This is a genomic window from Pseudomonas sp. WAC2, assembly GCF_030403525.1.
In the GTDB taxonomy this organism is placed as follows: domain Bacteria; phylum Pseudomonadota; class Gammaproteobacteria; order Pseudomonadales; family Pseudomonadaceae; genus Chryseomonas; species Chryseomonas luteola.
In genome coordinates this window covers 18,408-38,824 of record NZ_JAUEPD010000010.1, presented here as the reverse complement: position 1 = coordinate 38,824, position 20,417 = coordinate 18,408, and the positions used below count along the sequence as shown (strand labels likewise).

The 20,417-nt window shown below is 54.9% G+C and carries 20 protein-coding genes and 1 pseudogene; 13 read left to right on the top strand and 8 right to left on the bottom strand.

The window, feature by feature from the left end; all coding sequences use genetic code 11:
- Window positions 1-205 precede the first annotated feature (205 nt).
- The 8 genes and pseudogenes from QWJ10_RS19670 (at window position 206) to QWJ10_RS19635 (ending at window position 7,656) form a co-directional block, all read left to right on the top strand.
- Window positions 206-1,624: a glycoside hydrolase family 28 protein gene (locus tag QWJ10_RS19670; RefSeq protein ID WP_289929540.1), complete on the top strand. Its 1,419-nt coding sequence runs from the start codon at window positions 206-208 to the stop codon at window positions 1,622-1,624.
- A 90-nt stretch (window positions 1,625-1,714) separates the two neighbouring features.
- Window positions 1,715-2,431, top strand: coding sequence for an rRNA pseudouridine synthase (locus QWJ10_RS19665; protein WP_289929213.1), 717 nt, complete (start codon window positions 1,715-1,717; stop codon window positions 2,429-2,431).
- A gap of 46 nt (window positions 2,432-2,477) precedes the next feature.
- Entirely contained in the window at window positions 2,478-2,939 is a 462-nt protein-coding gene (locus tag QWJ10_RS19660; protein WP_289929211.1) for a DUF1456 family protein, read from the top strand.
- A 48-nt stretch (window positions 2,940-2,987) separates the two neighbouring features.
- Window positions 2,988-4,028 carry an RNA methyltransferase gene (locus tag QWJ10_RS19655; RefSeq protein WP_289929209.1) on the top strand — a complete coding sequence of 347 codons (1,041 nt, stop codon included), beginning with the start codon at window positions 2,988-2,990 and terminating at the stop codon, window positions 4,026-4,028.
- Between the two features lie 465 nt (window positions 4,029-4,493).
- Window positions 4,494-4,715 (top strand): annotated as a pseudogene (locus QWJ10_RS19650) (hypothetical protein); the annotation flags it as partial.
- Window positions 4,716-4,906: 191 nt separating this feature from the next.
- Window positions 4,907-5,311 (top strand): 3-phosphoshikimate 1-carboxyvinyltransferase, encoded by a 405-nt coding sequence (locus tag QWJ10_RS19645; protein ID WP_122042245.1) that lies wholly within the window; start codon window positions 4,907-4,909, stop codon window positions 5,309-5,311.
- 202 nt (window positions 5,312-5,513) lie between these two features.
- Window positions 5,514-7,172 (top strand): nitrite/sulfite reductase, encoded by a 1,659-nt coding sequence (locus QWJ10_RS19640; RefSeq protein ID WP_289929204.1) that lies wholly within the window; start codon window positions 5,514-5,516, stop codon window positions 7,170-7,172.
- Window positions 7,156-7,656: a DUF934 domain-containing protein gene (locus QWJ10_RS19635; RefSeq protein WP_010794851.1), complete on the top strand. Its 501-nt coding sequence runs from the start codon at window positions 7,156-7,158 to the stop codon at window positions 7,654-7,656. The genes QWJ10_RS19640 and QWJ10_RS19635 overlap by 17 nt, the downstream gene beginning before the upstream one ends.
- Window positions 7,657-7,702: 46 nt before the next feature.
- On the opposite strand, the gene QWJ10_RS19630 is transcribed toward QWJ10_RS19635, so the two are convergent.
- Both QWJ10_RS19630 and sohB read right to left on the bottom strand, forming a co-directional pair.
- Entirely contained in the window at window positions 7,703-8,695 is a 993-nt protein-coding gene (locus tag QWJ10_RS19630) for a YhdH/YhfP family quinone oxidoreductase (RefSeq protein WP_010794852.1), read from the bottom strand.
- 38 nt (window positions 8,696-8,733) lie between these two features.
- Complete coding sequence (sohB, locus tag QWJ10_RS19625) at window positions 8,734-9,759, bottom strand: protease SohB (protein WP_289929199.1); 1,026 nt, start codon at window positions 9,757-9,759, stop codon at window positions 8,734-8,736.
- A gap of 243 nt (window positions 9,760-10,002) precedes the next feature.
- Between sohB and QWJ10_RS19620 the strand changes: the two genes are divergently transcribed.
- From QWJ10_RS19620 to QWJ10_RS19610, 3 genes are all read left to right on the top strand, one after another.
- Window positions 10,003-10,314 (top strand): SCP2 sterol-binding domain-containing protein, encoded by a 312-nt coding sequence (locus QWJ10_RS19620; RefSeq protein WP_010794854.1) that lies wholly within the window; start codon window positions 10,003-10,005, stop codon window positions 10,312-10,314.
- A 50-nt stretch (window positions 10,315-10,364) separates the two neighbouring features.
- Window positions 10,365-11,129, top strand: coding sequence for an SDR family oxidoreductase (locus QWJ10_RS19615; RefSeq protein WP_289929195.1), 765 nt, complete (start codon window positions 10,365-10,367; stop codon window positions 11,127-11,129).
- An 82-nt stretch (window positions 11,130-11,211) separates the two neighbouring features.
- Window positions 11,212-11,991, top strand: a complete 780-nt coding sequence (locus QWJ10_RS19610) for a TSUP family transporter (RefSeq protein WP_289929194.1) — start codon at window positions 11,212-11,214, stop codon at window positions 11,989-11,991.
- On the opposite strand, the gene nudC is transcribed toward QWJ10_RS19610, so the two are convergent.
- From nudC to QWJ10_RS19580, 6 genes are all read right to left on the bottom strand, one after another.
- Window positions 11,959-12,789, bottom strand: coding sequence for an NAD(+) diphosphatase (gene nudC, locus QWJ10_RS19605; protein ID WP_289929191.1), 831 nt, complete (start codon window positions 12,787-12,789; stop codon window positions 11,959-11,961). The two genes, QWJ10_RS19610 and nudC, sit on opposite strands and share 33 nt — an antisense overlap.
- Window positions 12,786-14,474, bottom strand: a complete 1,689-nt coding sequence (locus QWJ10_RS19600) for a ferrous iron transporter B (RefSeq protein WP_289929189.1) — start codon at window positions 14,472-14,474, stop codon at window positions 12,786-12,788. Before QWJ10_RS19600 ends, nudC begins: the two co-directional genes overlap by 4 nt.
- A 36-nt stretch (window positions 14,475-14,510) precedes the next feature.
- Complete coding sequence (locus QWJ10_RS19595) at window positions 14,511-15,323, bottom strand: crotonase/enoyl-CoA hydratase family protein (protein ID WP_289929188.1); 813 nt, start codon at window positions 15,321-15,323, stop codon at window positions 14,511-14,513.
- Window positions 15,324-15,602: 279 nt separating this feature from the next.
- Complete coding sequence (gene dnaQ, locus QWJ10_RS19590) at window positions 15,603-16,346, bottom strand: DNA polymerase III subunit epsilon (protein ID WP_289929187.1); 744 nt, start codon at window positions 16,344-16,346, stop codon at window positions 15,603-15,605.
- A 13-nt stretch (window positions 16,347-16,359) separates the two neighbouring features.
- Window positions 16,360-16,812: a ribonuclease HI gene (gene rnhA / locus QWJ10_RS19585; protein ID WP_197872234.1), complete on the bottom strand. Its 453-nt coding sequence runs from the start codon at window positions 16,810-16,812 to the stop codon at window positions 16,360-16,362.
- Complete coding sequence (locus QWJ10_RS19580; protein ID WP_289929186.1) at window positions 16,805-17,572, bottom strand: methyltransferase domain-containing protein; 768 nt, start codon at window positions 17,570-17,572, stop codon at window positions 16,805-16,807. The genes rnhA and QWJ10_RS19580 overlap by 8 nt, the downstream gene beginning before the upstream one ends.
- Before the next feature lie 270 nt (window positions 17,573-17,842).
- Here QWJ10_RS19580 and gloB point away from each other — a divergent pair, with 270 nt between their 5' ends.
- Complete coding sequence (gene gloB, locus QWJ10_RS19575) at window positions 17,843-18,619, top strand: hydroxyacylglutathione hydrolase (RefSeq protein ID WP_289929184.1); 777 nt, start codon at window positions 17,843-17,845, stop codon at window positions 18,617-18,619.
- 74 nt (window positions 18,620-18,693) lie between these two features.
- Entirely contained in the window at window positions 18,694-20,277 is a 1,584-nt protein-coding gene (locus QWJ10_RS19570; protein WP_197872236.1) for a LysM peptidoglycan-binding domain-containing protein, read from the top strand.
- Window positions 20,278-20,417: the final 140 nt, after the last annotated feature.

Here is a 20,417-nt window from a genome sequence, read left to right as displayed (position 1 = left end):
CTATACCTTTTCTCCCTTGAGTAAGGCGCCCGGTTGGTCTTGCACTCACTTGGCTTGCCCGGTAAACCGTGCCACCCCACCATTTCACTACCTACCTTAGTAGCCTTATAGGCTCGCGCCGCTTCGATTGGGTCTATAGTGGAAGAGCCACGTATCGCGGCATCACCTGAAGCAAACAACTCGAATAAGGAATTGCTGAGTGAGCATGTTTAGTCGACGTCGTATTCTGGCGTCCATGGCAGGAGGGACTGCTGGCCTCGCGCTGATCAATCTTCAAGGGTGCTCGTCGTTCGGGTCAGACGGTTCTGGCCAGACCAACGATTGGGCCATGGCCGATGCGATCCGCCGCAAGACCACCGTCCCCCGCTTTCCAAACGTAGACTTCGATATCCGCCGCTATGGCGCGGTAGGCGATGGTCGTACCGATAACTCCAAGGCTTTTGCCGCCGCTATTCAGGCCTGCTCCGCTGCTGGCGGTGGTCGGGTACTGGTAACCGGTGGCGATTACCTGACCGGTCCCATCCACCTCAAGTCCAACATCAACCTGCATATCGAAGAAGGCGCAAAGATTCGCTTCATTACCGATTCCAAGGCTTATCTGCCTGCGGTGTTCACTCGCTGGGAAGGCATGGAGCTGATGGGTTATTCGCCGCTGATCTACGCGTACCGCCAGAAGAACATTGCCATTACCGGCAAGGGCGAACTGGACGGCCAGGCCGACCGCACTACGTGGTGGCCCTGGAAAGGCAACAAGGAGTGGGGTGTGGAGGGCTATCCTTCTCAGGATGCCGGCCGCGAAGCGTTGATGAAGGATGTGGAGGCTGGCATACCGCCAGAGCAACGGCTGTATGCCGAAGGCTACTATTTCCGTCCACCTTTCGTGCAGCCTTATCTATGCGAGAACGTGCTGATCGAGGATGTACGCATCGTACGGGCACCCTTCTGGCTCTTGAACCCAGTGTTGTGCGAAAACGTGACCGTGCGCGGCGTGCACCTGGAAAGCCTGGGCCCGAACTCCGACGGCTGCGACCCCGAGTCCTGCCGCAACGTAGTCATCGAGAATTGCTTCTTCAATACCGGTGACGACTGCATTGCCATCAAGTCCGGACGTAATGCGGATGGGCGCCGGATCAATCGACCTGCCGAGAACATTGTCATCGCCAACTGCAAGATGGAGGCAGGCCATGGCGGTGTCGTGATTGGCAGCGAGATCTCGGGCGGCGCACGAAACATCTTTGTCGAGCATTGCAGCATGAGCAGCCCTGATCTGGAGCGCGGTATCCGCTTCAAGACCAACTCCATACGCGGCGGCGTAATCGAGCATATTCGCTATCGGGATATCACCATTGGAGAGGTTCAGAATGCGATCGTCATAGACTTCCACTACGAGGAAGGCGATGCCGGGAAGTTCGACCCAACGGTGCGCGATATCGAAATTCGCAACCTCGTCTGCCAGCGTGCCGATCAGGTATTTCAGGTTCGCGGCTTCGAACGGGCACCCATAAAAGACCTGCGACTAGCGGATGTTCATTTCCAGAAGGCAGGTGGCATTGGTGTGCTTGAGCACGTGGAGGGTCTGACTGCACAGAACGTCACCATCAACGGGCAACCGTTTACCAGATAGCGGCATAAGATCAGGGCGGGTCGGATAAGTCCCGCCCTTTTCGTGCATCCCAGGTAAACTAGTCTTCTTTTCTAACGTTTGCCTCTCCTCATGACTGACTCCATTCGCCTTTCTAAACGCCTCATTGAACTGCTGGGCTGCTCGCGCCGTGAGGCTGAGCTGTATATCGAAGGGGGTTGGGTAACGGTCGATGGCAATGTTATCGACGAGCCGCAATTTCAGGTTCACGCCGAAACGGTGGCATTGCTACCAGGCGCTTCGGCTACCCCGCTGGAGCCTGTAACGTTTCTGGTCTATCAGCCCGCTGGCATTACTTCACTGCCAGACGCTGACAAGCATCTGCTTAGCCGTGAAACGCACTGGGCGGAAGACCCAAGCGAGCGGCCGGTACTCAAGGGGCATTTTGCTCGCTTAAAGCCAGGGCTGGCATTGCAACCCGGCGCGGAAGGGTTGGCGGTTTATAGCCAGGACTGGCGGACGCTGCGCAAACTGACTGAGGACGCAGCCAAGCTTGAACAGGAATATGTCGTTGAAGTCAGTGGTGAGATAGTGCAGAACGGGCTGGAACGCCTCAAACGCGGTCATACCCATAAAGGCCAGCCACTTCCTGCCTGCAAGGTCAGCTGGCAGAACGAGACACGCTTGCGTTTCGCCATGAAGAATCCCGCACCTGGAATCATTCAGCGCCTTTGTGAAAGCGTTGGGCTAAAGGTAGTCAGCATGAAGCGTCTGAGAATAGGCGGCGTTTCGATGGGCAAGCTCCCCTTGGGGCAGTGGCGCTACCTTTCACTTCAGGAACGCTTCTAACCGCGCTGCTCTTTACGTCTTTCACGCTTACCCAAGGATCACCCGCATGCTCAATAACGATGTATTACGCAGCGTTCGCTACATGTTGGATATCAATGACCGGAAGGTTGCCGATATCTTTAAACTGGCTGGCAAAACGGTCAGCTCAGATGACATTACCGCCTTTCTCAAACGAGATGATGAGACCGGGTTCGAGCTGTGCCCGGACGAGTTGATGGCCAGCTTTCTGGATGGTCTGGTCTTCCACCTACGCGGCAAGGACGAGAGCCGCCCCGCCCCTCCGCTTGAGCTGCCGGTTACGAACAACCTGGTGATGAAAAAGCTACGCGTGGCCTTTGAGCTCCGGGAAGAAGACATTTTGCAGATTTTGCAATCCGTAGACTTCACTATTACCAAGCCAGAGCTCAACGCGGTGTTTCGCAAGTTTGGACACAGCAACTACCGCACCTGTGGCGATCAGTTATTACGAAATTTCCTGAAGGGCCTGACGTTACGCGTGCGAGGCTGACCTACCCGTAGCAACCGTATTCCGCCTTATGAATCAGTAGTCTATTTCATGCGCATCCACGACGTTCAAAACCGCCTTGCCGACCTCGGCGCCAAACCCATGCACATCGGACGCGTCAGTCGCGCCTGGCTGAAAGGCCTGCCACTCGACACCGGGACACGGCATCAGCAAACGGAAAACTTTCTGCCGCTGACCGTTCGTGAAGGGCTACCTGAGCTTGCCTGCACACTCGACGGGCTTGCTCGATTGAAATCAGAGCACCTTGCTGCCGATGGCTCAGCGCGCCTGCTCGTAGAGCTGACCGACGGGCAGATGGTGGAAAGCGTACTGTTGCCTCGGGACGGTCTGTGCGTCTCTACACAAGTGGGATGTGCAGTGGGCTGTGTATTCTGCATGACGGGCAAGAGTGGTTTGCTGCGCCAAGTGGGTAGCGCTGAAATTGTGGCTCAGGTAGCGCTGGCTCGTCGTTTCCGGCCGGTCAAGAAAGTGGTCTTCATGGGGATGGGCGAGCCGGCCCATAATCTGGACAACGTACTGGAAGCGATCGATCTGCTCGGCACGGAGGGCGGCATCGGCCACAAGAACCTGGTGTTTTCAACCGTGGGGGACATGCGCGTATTTGAGCGTCTGCCTCAGCAAACCGTCCGTCCAGCCCTGGCGCTCTCGCTTCACACGACCCGTGCCGACCTGAGACAACAGCTGCTGCCCAAGGCCCCCCGGATAGATCCGGAAGAACTGGTCGAACTTGGCGAAGCCTATGCTCGCCAAACAGGTTATCCCATCCAGTATCAATGGACGCTCCTGGCCGGCATCAATGACAACCAGGAAGAGCTGGACGGCATCCTGCGCCTGCTCAAGGGCAAGTATGCCGTTATGAACATGATTCCCTACAACAGCCTGGAGGGTGATGACTACCAGCGGCCACGCGGTGAGCGTATCGTTGAGATCGTCCGCTATCTCCACAGCCGTGGTGTATTGACCAAAGTCCGTAATTCAGCCGGCCAGGATATCGAGGGTGGTTGCGGGCAACTTAGAGCGCGCGCCGTGCAGACCGTTGACAGCAAGCGGCTGATCAAGCGGGTCCGCTAAGCGCCACCCCGCCCTGGCGGCATTACCGTACCGCTTTACACATGGACATCTTTTTGCCCGAGGCCTGCTCACTGTAGACAGGCTCGCAGCAATAAGGATGTCCATGAAACTCTCCCCATACGATCATTGCCTCTTCTGCGTCCATGCCGTTATGGTTGCCACTACAAGCAGGTCGAGCGCGAGAAGATCTACCTTTCCAATGATGACGAAGCTACCTGCTTCGATCTGATCGGCGCAAAAAGGTGCCTAGTCTCCAGCTCAACGATGGCAGCCGCATGGATGAGCGTCTTGATAATGCCTGAAAGCTGGATGAGCTGGGCAACCTAGAGCGTGTCATACGCACCGGAGCCGATATCAGTGCCACTCTTGAATGCATCGACAGCATACGTCTCGCCATTAATGGCCTGCTGATTCCGCGCAGTGTTGCGATTAGCCCGCCGGAACTCGTAACCATCGGCGTGTGATTATTTTCAGCTGCGCAAGGAAACGATGATTGAGCGCTCATTTGGGCAGGTCCTTGAAGAAATACTCCTCCGCAAGCAAAGCGCAGAAAAAATGCTTGTAGGGCTAAAGGTTTTGCTCATACCGGCAGATAACGGTAACACCCTTAGCTGGGACGACATACTGATCTATCCAACGCTGCGCAACCTGACGATGGTCAAGGGCCTGGCTATGCCACCCATGTAAGCCACTACGTTGAGTTCGTAGCCGCACTTACCGGCACGTACACCTCTACGATAGAGCTTCGTAAGCAGTCGTTTAAGGCAAAGCGTTTCATCTGCCGGTGCGAAGCGATAGGTCTGTACACGTCCTGTGCAGGAAGGAAACCTGTTAGCTCAAAGGCCTCTGCCCTGGCAGACGCAAAAAGGATCTGTACGATGCCGGATATCGATATCCATCAAGACCCCTTCGTTCAAGGCCTGAAGGAGCGCTTGCCCAGCGACCTGAAAGAGTCGTTCACCGAGGAGCAACTCCAGGCGCTCAAGGTTGCGTTTGGCGCCCGCCAATGGGGAAAGCATGCGGTTGACCTTCGCGCCACGTTCAAACTGTGGCGCTGGCGGTACTACTGTGTGTTCCTGGTTGGCCGCAACCGCCGTGATTTGTCCCGGCGCCAGCATGAATTGTCCCAAATGGCTAAAGCCTTTGTGATTGCTATCTTCTTGCTGTTTAGCCTCGCTGTCGGCTTGGTCATTCTTTATCTAATCAAATCCGCCCTGAACATCGATATCTTTCCTGATTTCTCATTCGGGGTATGGACCTGGTTCAAGAGCCAGTTCAACTAGCCTATCGTTTGTTAAAAAGCAGCATCCCAATAATACTGGGATGCTGCCTTGCCATACCTGCTTGAATCACCTCTTATCGCCCAAATCGATTTTTATATAAAAAAACATCACTTTTAAGCATATACGGGTGCTGTTATCGTGGGCATATCTGATAAGAACGCGCAGTCGTGCGCGCACAGCCTTAGCCTGAGCAGGATTTTTAATGTACGTATACGACGAATACGACCAGAGGATCGTCGAGGAACGCGTCAAGCAGTTCCGCGATCAGACCCGCCGTTATCTGGCTGGTGAGCTTTCAGGCGAAGAGTATCGCCCACTCCGCCTGCAGAACGGCCTGTATATCCAGCGCTACGCCCCTATGCTGCGTATCGCAGTACCGTATGGCCTGCTCAACACCAAGCAAGTACGCAAACTGGCGCAGATCGCCCGCGACTACGACAAAGGGTATGCCCATGTCAGTACGCGCCAGAACTTTCAGTTCAACTGGCCTGAGCTTGAAGAGATTCCAGATATTCTGGCCGAGCTGGCTACGGTGCAGATGCATGCCATCCAGACCAGTGGCAACTGTATTCGTAACACAACAACCGACCAGTTCGCCGGTGTAGCGGCGGACGAGCTAGTCGACCCGCGTCCCTGGTGCGAGATCATCCGCCAGTGGTCGACCTTCCATCCCGAATTCGCCTACCTGCCACGCAAGTTCAAGATTGCCGTGAACGGCGCCAAGATGGACCGTGCCGCCATCGAGGTTCATGACATTGGTCTTGAGGCAGTCAAGAACGAAGCGGGCGAGCTTGGCTTCCGCGTGTTGGTAGGTGGCGGACAAGGCCGTACGCCTTACGTAGGTGCGTTCATCAAGGACTTCCTGCCCTGGCAGCATCTACTGACCTATCTGGAAGCGATCCTGCGCGTCTATAACCGTTATGGTCGTCGGGATAACAAGTTCAAGGCACGCATCAAGATCCTGGTGAAGGCGCTGGGTGAAGAAGCTTTTGCCGAGAAGGTCGAAGCGGAATGGGCGCATCTTAAAGACGGCCCTAGCACCCTGATCGAAGCAGAAGTCGAGCGCGTGTCCAAGTTCTTTGTTGATCCGGCTTATGAAGCGCTCGAAAACCAAAGCGAGGCCTTGACTAAGCTGGACACCGAGAATCCGGGCTTTGCCCGCTGGAGAAGCCGCAACACCTTCCCGCACAAGAAGCCGGGTTACGTAGCGGTAACGCTATCCCTCAAGCCCACCGGCACAGCGCCTGGCGATATCACTGACAAGCAGCTCGACACCGCTGCCGATCTGGCGGACCGCTATAGCTTTGGCGAGCTTCGTACGTCCCACACGCAAAACATCATCCTGGCAGATGTCCGTCAGGATCAGTTGTTCACGCTGTGGAACGAACTGCGCGAGAATGGTTTTGCGACACCAAATGTGGGCCTTTTAACGGATATGATCTGCTGCCCAGGCGGCGACTTCTGTTCGCTGGCGAATGCCAAGTCCATTCCGGTGGCCGAGTCGATCCAGCGCCGCTTCGACGATCTGGACTATCTGTTCGACATCGGTGATATCGATCTGAACATTTCCGGCTGCATGAACGCCTGCGGGCATCACCATGTAGGCCATATCGGTATTCTGGGCGTAGACAAGAAAGGCGAAGAGTTCTACCAGGTATCGCTCGGCGGCTATGCCGGTCGTGACGCCAGCTTGGCAAAGATCCTGGGCCCCTCCTTTGCTCAAGACGAAATGCCGGATGTGATCGAGAAGATCATCAATGTCTACGTCGATCAGCGCACCGAAGATGAGCGTTTCATCGATACCTACCGCCGTATTGGCATCGACCCCTTCAAGGAGCGCGTCTATGCAAAGAATCATTAAGGGACGCGAGGTCGTTACCGATAACTGGCACCTGCTGCCAAAGGAAACCACCTTCGAGGAAATTCCCAACAGCGATAACGTCATCATTCCCGCTGCGCTCTGGCTTGAGCATGGTCATGCCTTGACGACACGCGACGGCGGGCTGGGCGTTTGGCTGGATAGCGATGAAGAGCCGGAAAGCATTGCTGATTCCCTGGAGCATTTTCAGGTAATCGCCATTAATTTCCCGGCCTTTACTGACGGTCGCGGCTTCAGCTACGCGCGTCTGCTGCGGGAGCGTTTTGGTTACAAGGGAGAGCTTCGCGCCATTGGCGATGTGCTCCAGGACCAGCTCTTTTTCATGCAGCGTTGTGGCTTTGATGCCTATGTGATCCGTGCAGATCGTGATCCAGAAGCAGCCCTGGCAGGCCTGGACGATTTCACGGTTGCCTACCAGAGCGGTGTAGATCAGCCCCAACCGCTTTTCCGGCGACGCTTGGCCTGATGAAAAAAGCCCCGTATTAGCGGGGCTTTTTTTATAGGCTATGTATTCATTGAAGATTGACGAGTGCCCGTCCGATCATTTTACCTGCCAACATCTGATTGATAGTGCCTGGCAGATCATCAAGCGGTACTTCTCGTGTGATTTCATCCAGCCCCTCCAGCCTCCACTCTGCCGAAAGCTTTTCCCACATGGCTGCTTTTACAGATAGGGGCAACTCTACCGAGTCTACCCCCAGTAGATTGACACCACGCAGAATGAACGGAAAGACCGATGCCTTGAAACCACTGCCAGCCGTCAGGCCGCAGCTGGCAACGCTTGCGCCATAGCTCAGGGACTTCACGATATTGAACAGGATGTCACCGCCCACGGTGTCTACCGCGCCGGCCCATTGCTCTTTTAAAAGCGGCTTTTCAATACCATCTAATACCGTGGCACGATCCAGGATCTGTTGTGCGCCAAGGTGATGGAGAAACTCGGCCTGCTCCAGCTTGCCTGTGGAAGCCGCTACTCGATAGCCCAGCTTGCTCAACAACTTGATGGCAAGGCTTCCAACACCACCACAAGCACCCGTTACCAGAACAGTACCCGCTTCCGGTACCAGGCCTGCATGCTCAAGCTTGTCGATACACAACCCAGCCGTCAGGCCTGCTGTACCCAGCGTCATGGCCTCACGTAGCGACAAAGCCTCAGGCCGCTTGATCACCCAGGCAGCAGGAACACGAATGTATTGCCCGAAGCCTCCCGGCGTATCCATGCCAAGGTCATACCCCGTCACGATGACCTCGTCGCCTTCTTTAAACTCATCCGACTGAGATTCGACCACGATACCGGCCGCATCGATACCAGGGGTATGAGGATAACGCCGTGTAACACCGCGATTACCAATCGCCGACAGGGCATCCTTGTAATTGAGCGAGGAATAACAGACCTTGATCAGCACCTCGCCAGCGGGCAGTTCATCGATACGGCGCTGGATGAGCTCTTGCTGGAATGCCCCATGAGGGCCTTCCGTAATCCAGAGCGCCTTGAAAGTATCCATCTACCTTCTCCTAATCGTGATGCCTGAAAACCTGGGCATTACTGCCAAGGGCGATGCTGAGTGAATCTACCCCACCATGTCGTAACCAGTCGGTCGACAGTGGCGCTGGCAAACAGACCTACGCGCTCAGGCAATGTCTTTCTTTCAATAAAGCGAACCTGGAAAAGCTCTGCCACTTTGGCTCGCTCGCACAGGTACTCGTCACTGGTCTTAAGTTCATCAACCAGACGTTTACCCAATGCCGACTCACCGAGCCATACCTCTCCTGTGGCCACCTCATCCATGATCAGTTGCGGGCGATACCGATTCACGAAGTTCTTGAAGAGCTCATGGGTTTTCTCCAGGTCTTCCTGAAATTTCTCGCGCCCTTTTTCCGTATTTTCACCGAATACCGTCAAGGTGCGCTTGTATTCGCCAGCCGTAAGAACCTCATAATCGACATCGTGCTTTTTCAGCAGCTTGTGAACGTTGGGTAGCTGGGCAACAACGCCGATCGAGCCCAGAATGGCAAACGGTGCACTCAGGATGCGGTCACCGATACAGGCCATCATGTATCCGCCACTGGCAGCAACTTTGTCGACACAAATCGTCAACGGAACACCTGCCTGACGGATGCGTGCCAGTTGCGAGGCTGCCAGCCCATAGCCATGCACCATGCCTCCACCGCTCTCCAGACGAACAACCACTTCATCCTTGGAAGTTGCCATCGTTAATATGGCCGTCACCTCATGGCGCAGTTGCTCAGTGGCAGACGCCTTGATGTCGCCATCAAAATTCAGCACATAGACGTGGCTCTTGGCAGCCCCTTTCTTGCGATTGGCCTTTTCTGCTTTCGCCTCCTCCTTGCGCATCGTCTTGAAGCGTTCCTTGTCAAGGACGCTCTGCTGCAAGCGGAGCCGTAGCGATTTGTAGAAATCATTTAGTTTCTGGACTTCAAGGTGTCCTCCCGTGGCACGCTTGCCTTTACTGCGTAGGGCAGCGATAAAAATCAGCACCGCTATGATGGCAATGACAACCGTAACGGTCTTAATTAGAAAACTGGCGTAATCCACAAAAAAATCCACATGCTCTCCTTACTGTCGACAAGCCTTCCGCTCATCCACGACTCTTGATCCACTAAGCATACTCATGGCTACGCTTGCCAGCCAGCGGGACACCCAGGCAACTATAGCGTATTCAAACAACTGTATGATTTTCCATTGACAGCGAACACTAGCCACCCTACTCTCGATTCATTGCCGCTGATGAGCGGCTGGGCTAACCGCGGACGCGTCCGCATTCATGTACGACCCCTAAGGATTCTGCATATGAGCAGTGCTGACATCATCGAAAACCTGAAAAGCAAGTTCAATCCTGATGCGGCCGCCGGCCTGGATCTCACTTATCAGTTTGACATCGAAGATGGTGAGAATTATCACCTGGTTGTGAAAGATCAGACTTGCGACGTCAAGGCAGGCAATGCTGACGAGCCGGATTGCACGCTCATCATGAATACCGACACGCTCAAAGGCATCGTTTCTGGCGAAACGGATGGCATGCAGGCCTTCATGGCTGGCAAGGTTCGCGCCGAAGGCAACATGATGCTGGCCATGAAGCTCAGCGAATTGTTCCCTAACTAAGCACGTGAAAGCCGGAGCATGCTCCGGCTTTTTTATAGCGGAGAAATGACATGAGCGCAGCGTTCGATCTTACCGGCAAGACAGCATTTGTCTCTGGCGCAAGCCGCGGCATAGGTGCTGCTATCGCCCATTTGCTCGCTGCGCAGGGTGCTCATGTCATCGTATGCAGCCGCAAGGCCGACGGCTGCCAATCGGTTGCAGACGCGATTAACCAAGCTGGCGGTCAGGCAACCGTCATGCCCTGCCATATCGGGGACCTTGATCAGATCAAGCAGACGTTTATCCACATCGGTGAGCGCTTTGGCTCTTTAGATATCCTGGTTAACAATGCCGCTATCAATCCGCAGTTCGGGCATATTCTCGACACGGACGCCGAGGCATTTCAAAAGACGGTTGATGTCAATATCCGCGGATATCTGTTCATGTCCATCGAGGCGGGCAAATTGATGCGCCAAGCCGGCACAGGCGGAAGCATTATTAACATAGCCTCGGTCAACGGCGTTTCGCCGGGCCTCATGCAGGGTGTTTACTCCATCACAAAGGCGGCGGTTATCAACCTCACCAAAGTCTTTGCCAAGGAATGCGCCAGTTTTGGCATCCGCTGCAACGCCTTGCTTCCCGGCCTTACCGATACACGCTTTGCATCGGCACTGGTCAATAACCCCTCCATCCTCAATCTGGCGCTTCAGCAGATCCCGCTCAAGCGTGTCGCACAACCGGACGAGATGGCTGGCGCAGTGCTATACCTTGCCAGTGATGCGTCAAGCTATACCACCGGTACGATCCTAAACGTCGACGGTGGCCTCTTGGCATAACCGCCTGGGCTTTCTAACCCCTCCATTATTAGGCACTATACGGCCCGCCCCGCCGGGATAGCGGTCTTGTCGAGCTGTAGTTATGCCTTATGATTTTGCGCTTGAACCCATCACACTTATTATCCTCGCGGCCGTTGCCTTTCTTGCAGGCTTCATCGATGCCATTGCTGGCGGAGGCGGCCTGCTAACGGTTCCGGCCCTGCTCCTTGCTGGCGTGCCTCCTCACTTGGTATTGGGTACGAACAAGCTGAGTTCGACCTTTGGCAGCGCAACGGCAGCCTATACGTTCTATCGCAAGAAACTGTTTACGCCCTTTAAGTGGAAAAATGCCCTAAGCGCTACCGCACTGGGCGCAGCCGTCGGTGCAATCGGCGCACATTATCTTCCTGCCCATTGGCTGGACCGGCTACTTCCGCTCGCCGTATTCGGATGCGGTATCTACCTGCTGTTTGGTCGGCTGCCTGAAGCTCCGCTGGATGCTGATGCTCAGATCCCTCGGAAGCGGCAATGGCCACAAGGGCTGGGACTGGGGTTTTACGATGGTTTGATCGGACCAGGCACGGGCGCTTTCTGGACGATCAGCACACTCATTCTCTACCGGATCGATCTCGTCAGGGCCAGCGGCGTAGCACGCACGATGAATTTTGTCAGCAATGGCGTAGCCCTGGCGGTGTTTATCTGCCTTGGCCAAGTGGTCTGGATGCTTGGACTGACCATGGGTATTTCGCTGATGTTTGGCGCCTACCTGGGCGCCCATACCGCCATAGCCGGAGGCGCAAAATTCATACGCCCCCTGTTTATTCTAGTCGTACTGGCACTGACGGCGCGTTTAGTCTGGCAACACTGGTTCGGGCATGCCTAGCCTGCGCGCGATATAAAGCTCTATGAGGAAACGGGCAATGGACTGTTTGGCTGGCAGCTGGGGCAGATTATCCAGCTTGAACCATTGGGCATCTTCGATTTCCTCCGGCTGGCAAACAATATCTCCGCCAGCATACTCGGCATGGAAGCCCAGCATTAATGAGTGAGGAAAGGGCCAGCTCTGACTTCCCAGGTAGTGCAGGTTCTTGACGTCGACGGCTACCTCTTCCTTGACCTCACGCGCCACGCACGCCTCGATGGTCTCACCTGGCTCTACAAACCCCGCCAAGGTACTGTAAACGCCCGGTGCAAAGCGCGGAGAGCGCGCCAGTAAGACTTCATCATCCCGAGTAATCAGCACAATGATACTGGGCGACAAGCGCGGATACTGGGTCAGCCCGCAGGCAGGACAATTAAGTCCACGCTGCCCCTTGATGATCACAGTAGGCGTGGCGCAGCGGCCACAGTAACGATGATCGTTCGCCCAAGTGCCAATCTGTGCGGCATAACCCAACATCTTGAAGACGGCATGCTCGGTCTTGAGCATCAACGGACGAAGAGGCTGCCACTCATAACCCTCAAGCTCGGGAGCAGACACGACTTCATACAGGGCAACAGCCTGTCCATCGAAGTAGCCCAACCCGTAGATACCGGATGTTGTCAGCTCTTTTAAAAACGGAGAACCCTGAGAAAACAGAACATTGTCTTCTCGGGTCAGAAAACCCATCGAGCTATGAACAATGATCAAACTATCAACACTGCCTGACAGGTCCAGGCAACCCGGCTCCCAATGACTCATGCTGCGGCAACAGGCCTCCACCCTAGGGCACTTACACTCTCGGTAGCCAGCTCGAGGATATCGGGCTGCCCAGAACGGGACGCCATTGCACCGCTTTCAAGAAAGAACTCGATGCTGCTCAATGCATCCGCCAGTACTTCGAGTAGCGAAGCAGTCGGCATGTTCAAATTATTCACCATATGCGCCTGAATATACTGGGCGCAGATACCAGTCAGTTCCGCCGCACGGGCATGCTCCAGAAACAACAGAGCACCTCTCACGTTATGCAGCGTTGCAGGGACATTGGCCAAGTGTATGGCTTCACCCCTGGCGTCCAGATACGCCGAAATGGATTGTTTGGCATTGGAAAGCCCCGTCTTGGCTTCAGCCAGCAGCAGCATCTGGGCCTCGTTCAACAGGTGGTTGCCAAACGACTCGCCCTCCTGCCCTGGCGACGCGGGTACTGGGCAGGTTTCCTTGTCGGTTTCGTGCTCAAAACAGGAAACCAAGCTTTCCACATAAAGGATGGCATCGGCGAGATTATCGAGCTGTACCTGTTCTACCGCTCCGGCTTTGGCCCACTGATTCAGCACGGGCAAATGTGCTTGCAGGGCTTGACCCGCGGAAGGCTGTCCTACCATGATCAATGTCTTCGCCAGAATACCCAGCTGGATATAGAGTCGGGCATATGCATCAGGCTCAGCCACACGCCGCTCCACAAGATCCAGCAGTTCCTTAACGGTTGCCAACTCTTCATGAATCGCTTGCGAAAGCGATTGCATAACCGCCTGGCTTGGTCCTGTCAGCCTGCGATATTCTCTGTCGAGCATCGCGTCAGTATAAGGCAGCGTATCGATGGAGAACGCTTCTCGCAGCTCTTCAGCGCGGGCACCCGAGCTTTCCGACAAGGCGATAAGGTACAGGAGATCCTTCAGGATACTACGAGGCGGTTCGTACTCCGGTACCGTCAACAGCTGACGGAGCTCACGGTCAAGACGCGAAAACAGCTGCTTCCGGGTCCGGTGAAGTAGCAGGTCGCCCTCTCGAAAAGCTTCAATGGCAGCCGCACCGACCCAACACAGCCTTGCTCCCGCTTGATCACATAAAAGATGGTCGAGGCGCGTCAGTGCACGCTCCATCAAGTTGAGGCTCGCCTTGGGGTTCTGCTCCTTAAGCAGGCCCAGCAAGCCAATCTGATACATTTGCCGCATGCGACGCGCCAGACTGCGCTGCTCGTTGAGAGACAAGTCATCAGTACGTGAGACAGGGTTACGCGGCAGATCCAGCCGGACCGTGAAGAAATAGCATTCAGGTAACGCGGGTTGCCCCGTCACGCGACGCAACTCGTTAATAGCAGGCAGTAACAGCTCCGGCATTTCTTCATAACGGCTGCGGAACTGCTCAAGGTAACGACGCAATACATGCAGTGCGTGACAGAGCGCCATCAAATGGTCGTCACGTTCTGCGCCAGCACCTGCCGGAATGTCAGTCACCAGCTCAAATGTTTCGTGGGCGAGCAGCTCGGCTCCAGCCAGCTCAATAAGGGAAAGGGCACCGCGAATCTGATGAATGCATTCGACGGCACGCTGGAGCAGACTACTGCAGTGCCGCTCCATAATGAAACGCTCTAAATTCTGTTCAGCCTGATCGATGGTCGCGAACAATTCGTCGCGCACCAGACTCAGTGCTCTCGCTCCGGTAACCATACCGTCAAACGCCTCCTGCGCTACATCCGCTTGCCATCAGTCCGGAAACTCCGGAGTTTGCCTGCTCATTTGCGCAGCCAATGCGATACGCAAATCGGTTGATTGCAGCATTGCCGCATTCCATGTGGCGATGTAATCCAACCCCTCATTTACCCGATGATCACGCATATAACCGATCATCGTCTTAGTACCGCGTATAGCCAGCGGTGATTTGGTAGCGATGGTATGCGCCAATGAAAATACGTCTTCCATCATCTGCTCAGCCGTTGCATAAATACGGTTGACCAGCCCCATGGAGTACGCTTCCTCACTACTGAAAGATCGCCCTGTGTAAGCCAGCTCTCGCAGCATGCCTTCACCGATCAGATGAGGCAGGCGTTGCAATGAGCCCAGGTCAGCCACCATGCCTAGATCAATTTCCTTCAAGGCAAATTGAGCTCCGGCTGTGGCATAACGCATGTCGCATGCGGCTATCAGGTCAACAGCGCCACCCAGGCAATATCCCTGGATAGCAGCCAGAACCGGCTTGCGACACTGATCGACTGCGTTGAAAGACGATTGAAGTTCAAGAATCTTGGAGCGTAATAACTCCGAATTGCGGCCTACGTCACGTCCAAGCTGACCGGCGGTCTCGCCAAGTAACGAAAGGTCTATACCGGAAGAAAAATGAGGACCTGCGCCTGACAGCACAACGGCCCGTACTGAACGCTCCTGATCGGCCCAATGGAAGAGACTGCGTATCTCCTGCCAGAACTCAGCGTTCATGGCATTGATCTTTTCGGGTCGATTGATAATCACATGAGCGACCTTATCGACACGCTCAAGACGGAACGCGCTGAATTCTTCCATCTGCTCCTCTTCCAAGCTGGAACGATTCTCGAAAACGGGGTAGCGGACAACCAAAAGCCGCCTTGCCTTGATAGCGATATGCCGCTATTCATACTGCGACTTTAGTCACATCATAAAGCAATACGGTTCAGTTGATAATTCGAAATATTTGCACTGATGTGCCAAACAGACGTTTCCGAGCGTCTGCGTGACATTTTGACAGGAACCGTTCAGCTGGAAAGGCATAGCGATAGGAAAGCAACCTTGGCAGTTCGCCTAAACCGCCAAGGTATAAAGAGGTCAATGCTGGGTGGTTTGCTCTTCCATCTGAGCCCATAACGCTGGGGCGCCTGCAGACTTCTCAATGGCAGCCAGACGCGCAGCATGATCGGCCAATTCAGCCTCACTTGCCGTGATGACTCGTGTCCTGGCCCGGTCCACTGGCAGACGGCGAATCGGGCTGATACCGCTGTTATTGCCATCACCTTCCTGCCCCTGTCCAGCAAGGGAGAGGGAGGTCTGCCCACCGGTCATGGCCAAATAAACATCGGCCAGGATCTCAGAGTCCAACAAGGCGCCGTGCAGCTCGCGGTTCGAGTTATCCACTCCATAACGCTTGCACAGCGCATCCAGGCTATTACGCTGACCTGGATGACGCCCACGCGCCATCATCAGGGTATCGAGTACCGTGCAATGATCTGTAATTTCTGCCCACTCAGGTCGATCACCTAGCAGACGAAACTCGTTATTGATGAAGCCGATGTCGAACGCGGCGTTATGAATGATCAGCTCAGCGCCCTTGATAAACTCAAAGAATTCTTCTGCAATGTCACGAAAGCGCGGCTTGTCCGCCAGGAACTCACTGGTGATGCCGTGAACGGCGATAGCACCTTCGTCAATCTCGCGATCAGGATTGAGGTAGACATGAAAATGCCGGCCCGTCAGTCGACGACCAATAACCTCAACACCACCAATCTCGATGATTCGGTGCCCGTCGGTAACGGGCATACCGGTTGTTTCCGTATCGAGTACTACGCTACGCATCTAAAGTCACCTATCACACTGTCCGCAGGGCGCGGATTTCATCAACACCACGATTAGCCAACTGGTCAGCCCGCTCGTTACCGTGATGCCCGGTATGTCCTCTTACCCACTCCCACTCGACCTCATGTCGAGCCACCTGGGCATCGAGGGCTTGCCACAAATCGGCATTCTTGACCGGCTGTTTGGCAGCGGTTTTCCAGCCGCGAGACTTCCAGCCACGCAACCACTCCGTGATACCACGCATTACGTATTCGGAATCTGTCACGATTCGTACGTGACATGAACGCTTGAGCGCTTCAAGCGCGCGGATGGCGGCCATCAGCTCCATTCGATTGTTGGTCGTAACGGCCTCCCCGCCCCACAACTCTCGCTCGTTGCCCTTGTAGACCAGCAAGGCACCCCAACCGCCAGGGCCAGGATTTCCCTTGCAGGCACCGTCCGTGTAGATCTCTACGATGTCACTCATTCGTTCCGCTCGTTTCGCGACGGCTCACCTTGGCAACCGGCATGGGAATCAGCTTTCCACGGGGTTCACGGCGGGTCTGTGGCAAGGGACGAAGCCCGACCATCAGCTTGCGAGCCGACAATAAATAGAAGCCTGCACCTGGCGAGGGCTCGCCTTCCCGATTGCGCTCCAACCAAGACAAACGATTCTGCCAGACCGGCGAAGAAAGCGGCGGACGATAACACCCGAACCGACGTTTCTCCAACGCGAATCCCAGCAATGCCAACCAATCAGCTACACGGCTGGCACCAATACAACGGGCCTTGCGAAACGCGTCGCGGGCAAAATAATGCCTGACACCCCAGGTACTCCAAGGGTTGATACCAAGAATCAGCAGATGCCCACCGGGCCTTACGCTGAGGGCAGCCTCTCTCAACAAGCGATGGGGTGAAAGACAGAAATCCAGACCGTGCTGGAGCAACACCACGTCTGCTGCATTTTCACCCAGTGGCCAGGCACCTTCCTCGCAGGCGATATCGACACCTGGCAACGGCGGCCCAAGACGTACGCCATGACGTAACTGGTCTGCGCCTGGAGGGATCTTCAAGGAAGGACCATAGTGGACCAGATAACCTCCAAAGTGGCGCTTCAGCTCCTCGGAAAGCAGGCGCTCCTCTTCCTCAATCATTAACTGGCCCAACGGGCCATCAAGCCACTGGCGAGCCGAGCGCATCAGCGCTAACCAACGCTCATCAGCCTGGGCGAATGCGTCATTTACCATATGCTTTTCCTCCAGAGGCGCCATAGAGCACCTGGATTTAGAGACGCTTGAGCACCAAGGCGGCACCCTCAATACCAAACAGCAAGTGTCCCCGACGATGGACAGCAATCTACAGACTTTAAACAGTTCTACACATGAAGACTGTATCCTTTCATGATTGCTTGCAGACTTCCGACAAGCGATGAACGTACGACACAGCTTTAGTGCTCGCTTCTCAAACTCATAAAAGCCTAATATGCAATTTTGCACATCTAACGGTAGTTACCGCACATGATTCAGATAGACGCCCTTCCCGCCTTTTCCGACAACTACATCTGGGTATTGCAGGATCCGTCTTCCAAGCGTTGTGCCGTGGTAGATCCAGGCGATGCTGCTCCCGTCTTTGAATGGCTGGAACGGCATCCGGAATGGACGCTTACAGACATTCTTCTCACTCACCACCATCACGATCACGTAGGCGGCGTGCAGGCTCTGAAAGTAGCGACAGCAGCCCACGTCTACGGTCCGGCACTGGAAGGCGTACCCTGTCTGGACACTGCACTTAATGAAGGCGACAGCCTTGAAGTTTTTGAGCGCCCGTTTCAAGTCCTGCATGTTCCTGGACATACCTTGGGCCATATTGCCTATGTTCGTACCGGCGCTCAGCCTTTGCTGTTCTGCGGCGATACTCTATTTGCAGGCGGCTGCGGTCGGTTGTTTGAAGGGACACCTGCACAAATGCATGACTCGTTGCGTAAGTTTGCTCAGCTTGCGCCCACGACCAAAGTGTACTGTGCACATGAATATACGCTGAACAACTTGCGTTTTGCTCATGCCGTAGAACCGACTAATAACGAGCTGACCAAACGGTACAGGCAGGTAGAGGCCATGCGCGAGCGAGGCGAAATGACGCTCCCCTCTACCCTAGAGCTAGAGCTTGCTACGAACCCGTTCATGCGCTGTTCAACCCCTTCTGTCAAACGCGCTGCGGACGAAAAAAATGGCTTTCCAACCCGCTCGGAAGTAGAAGTTTTCACTACCTTGCGCGCATGGAAAGATCATTTCTGAGGACTAGTCAATCTTGACCCTGCGGAGCGGCATTCCTAGAATCGCGCAAATTTTTCCGGGGATGCACTCAGCTAATGCCGCCACAGCCGCCACATAATGCCGACGTAGACGGACTGGCTCGCACCGCGAAACTTTCTGCTCTTTTCCTTGCTGTCTTCCTGGCGGGCTGTCAGGGAATGGCGCCTAAAGACCAGGAACGCTATCTCCCAGAAGACAGCCTGAGCAGCAATATCAATATGCATCGGGAGCCCGAGTGGATAAAGCTCGGCACCCAGAACAAGGCACCCAAAGATATCTGGGATCGCATGCGCAGTGGCTTTCAGCTGCAAAGCGAAATCGGCGTAAATCCTCGTATCGAGCAGCAGCGGCTCTGGTATGTCAGCAACCCGGCCAATATCGAAAAATCGGCTAACCGGGGCGGACTGTACCTGCATTATATTGTCGAAAGGCTTGAAGAGCGGAATATGCCCCTTGAGCTTGCCCTGCTTCCGATTGTAGAAAGCTCCTTCAACCCCTTTGCGCTTTCACGCAGCGAGGCGGCCGGAATCTGGCAATTCATTCCCACCACCGGGCGCTATTTCAACTTGCAACAGACTCGCTGGTACGATGGACGACTGGATATCACAGCGTCTACCAACGCCGCGCTCGATTATCTTTCCAAGCTCCACGATATGTTCAATGGCGACTGGCTACTGGCACTGGCAGCCTATAACGCCGGTGAGGGTACTGTAGGTCGCGCCATTGAACGCAACCAAAAGCTCGGATTGCCTACCGACTACTGGAACCTGTCTTCGCTTCCACAGGAAACACAGGACTACGTACCCAAGCTGCTGGCCGTTTCCCAGCTGATCATGAACCCTGAATCGTACGGTATCCAACTGGACTCGATTGCCAACGAGCCCTATTTCGAAGTCGTCAAGATCAAGCAGCACCTGGACCTTGCCAAGGTTGCCAAGCTGGCTGACCTCGATGAGGACGAACTGTATCGCCTGAACCCGGCGTATACCCGTCGGGTTACCATGGACGGACCCAAACAGCTCTTGATTCCGGCAGAAAAAGCCGAGTTGTTACTCGAAAACCTGGCGAACGAATCCTCTGAAGCGATCGTAAGATGGCAGGAATACACGGTGCGCCGTGGTGATAGCCTGGGCGCTATCGCCAATCGCTATAGCGTAAGCACTCAACAGATCCTGTCACTCAACAAGCTGAAGTCCAGCCGACTGGCTGCAGGCCAGAGACTGATGATTCCTCGCGTATCAGGTAGTATTTCACCAGTCACTAGCCAGAAAGACATTGCCGCCCTTGTTGAGGAGCCGGTGACTCGTACCTACCGGGTCAGAAGTGGCGATAATCTCTGGACCATCGCTCGCGACAATAAGGTCGAGCTGGGCGACCTGAAACGCTGGAACAATTTGGGCAAGCAGGGCCTTAGGGCGGGCCAGGTACTCAAGCTCTATGGCGCACCGGTGAAAACAAGCAAGCTAGCCAACAGCAGCAAATCGCGCCAGAACGTGACGTACTATAGAGTCAAGCCGGGCGACTCGTTGTACATGATTGCTAAACATTTCAATGTACAACTGCAATCTATCCAGCAGTGGAATCCCAAGAGTGGAAAAAACCTCACGCCTGGCCAGACCTTGACCTTGTATCTCGATTGATGGGTCTTGGTGCGTCACAGGCAGTCATATACGTCTCTTTTTCCTGCTGAAGCGAACTGGTACCGTTACTGCTCAATGCCTTACAGAAAGAGTTCTGCCTGGCCGTACAGCTTATGATCAAGCCAGCCTCTCCGACACAT

Bases quoted from the DNA above. Each gene is read 5' to 3' on its own strand.
- QWJ10_RS19660 (WP_289929211.1), top strand. From the start codon at position 2,478: ATGCTCAATAACGATGTATTACGCAGCGTTCGCTACATGTTGGATATC.
- QWJ10_RS19630 (WP_010794852.1), bottom strand. From the start codon at position 8,695: ATGGATACTTTCAAGGCGCTCTGGATTACGGAAGGCCCTCATGGGGCA.
- QWJ10_RS19595 (WP_289929188.1), bottom strand. From the start codon at position 15,323: ATGGAAGAATTCAGCGCGTTCCGTCTTGAGCGTGTCGATAAGGTCGCT.
- gloB (WP_289929184.1), top strand. From the start codon at position 17,843: ATGATTCAGATAGACGCCCTTCCCGCCTTTTCCGACAACTACATCTGG.
- QWJ10_RS19580 (WP_289929186.1), bottom strand. From the start codon at position 17,572: ATGGTAAATGACGCATTCGCCCAGGCTGATGAGCGTTGGTTAGCGCTG.
- rnhA (WP_197872234.1), bottom strand. From the start codon at position 16,812: ATGAGTGACATCGTAGAGATCTACACGGACGGTGCCTGCAAGGGAAAT.
- QWJ10_RS19610 (WP_289929194.1), top strand. From the start codon at position 11,212: ATGCCTTATGATTTTGCGCTTGAACCCATCACACTTATTATCCTCGCG.
- QWJ10_RS19570 (WP_197872236.1), top strand. From the start codon at position 18,694: ATGCCGCCACAGCCGCCACATAATGCCGACGTAGACGGACTGGCTCGC.
- dnaQ (WP_289929187.1), bottom strand. From the start codon at position 16,346: ATGCGTAGCGTAGTACTCGATACGGAAACAACCGGTATGCCCGTTACC.
- QWJ10_RS19640 (WP_289929204.1), top strand. From the start codon at position 5,514: ATGTACGTATACGACGAATACGACCAGAGGATCGTCGAGGAACGCGTC.
- QWJ10_RS19600 (WP_289929189.1), bottom strand. From the start codon at position 14,474: ATGGTTACCGGAGCGAGAGCACTGAGTCTGGTGCGCGACGAATTGTTC.
- QWJ10_RS19635 (WP_010794851.1), top strand. From the start codon at position 7,156: ATGCAAAGAATCATTAAGGGACGCGAGGTCGTTACCGATAACTGGCAC.
- QWJ10_RS19615 (WP_289929195.1), top strand. From the start codon at position 10,365: ATGAGCGCAGCGTTCGATCTTACCGGCAAGACAGCATTTGTCTCTGGC.
- nudC (WP_289929191.1), bottom strand. From the start codon at position 12,789: ATGAGTCATTGGGAGCCGGGTTGCCTGGACCTGTCAGGCAGTGTTGAT.
- QWJ10_RS19665 (WP_289929213.1), top strand. From the start codon at position 1,715: ATGACTGACTCCATTCGCCTTTCTAAACGCCTCATTGAACTGCTGGGC.
- QWJ10_RS19620 (WP_010794854.1), top strand. From the start codon at position 10,003: ATGAGCAGTGCTGACATCATCGAAAACCTGAAAAGCAAGTTCAATCCT.
- QWJ10_RS19655 (WP_289929209.1), top strand. From the start codon at position 2,988: ATGCGCATCCACGACGTTCAAAACCGCCTTGCCGACCTCGGCGCCAAA.
- QWJ10_RS19645 (WP_122042245.1), top strand. From the start codon at position 4,907: ATGCCGGATATCGATATCCATCAAGACCCCTTCGTTCAAGGCCTGAAG.
- QWJ10_RS19670 (WP_289929540.1), top strand. From the start codon at position 206: ATGTTTAGTCGACGTCGTATTCTGGCGTCCATGGCAGGAGGGACTGCT.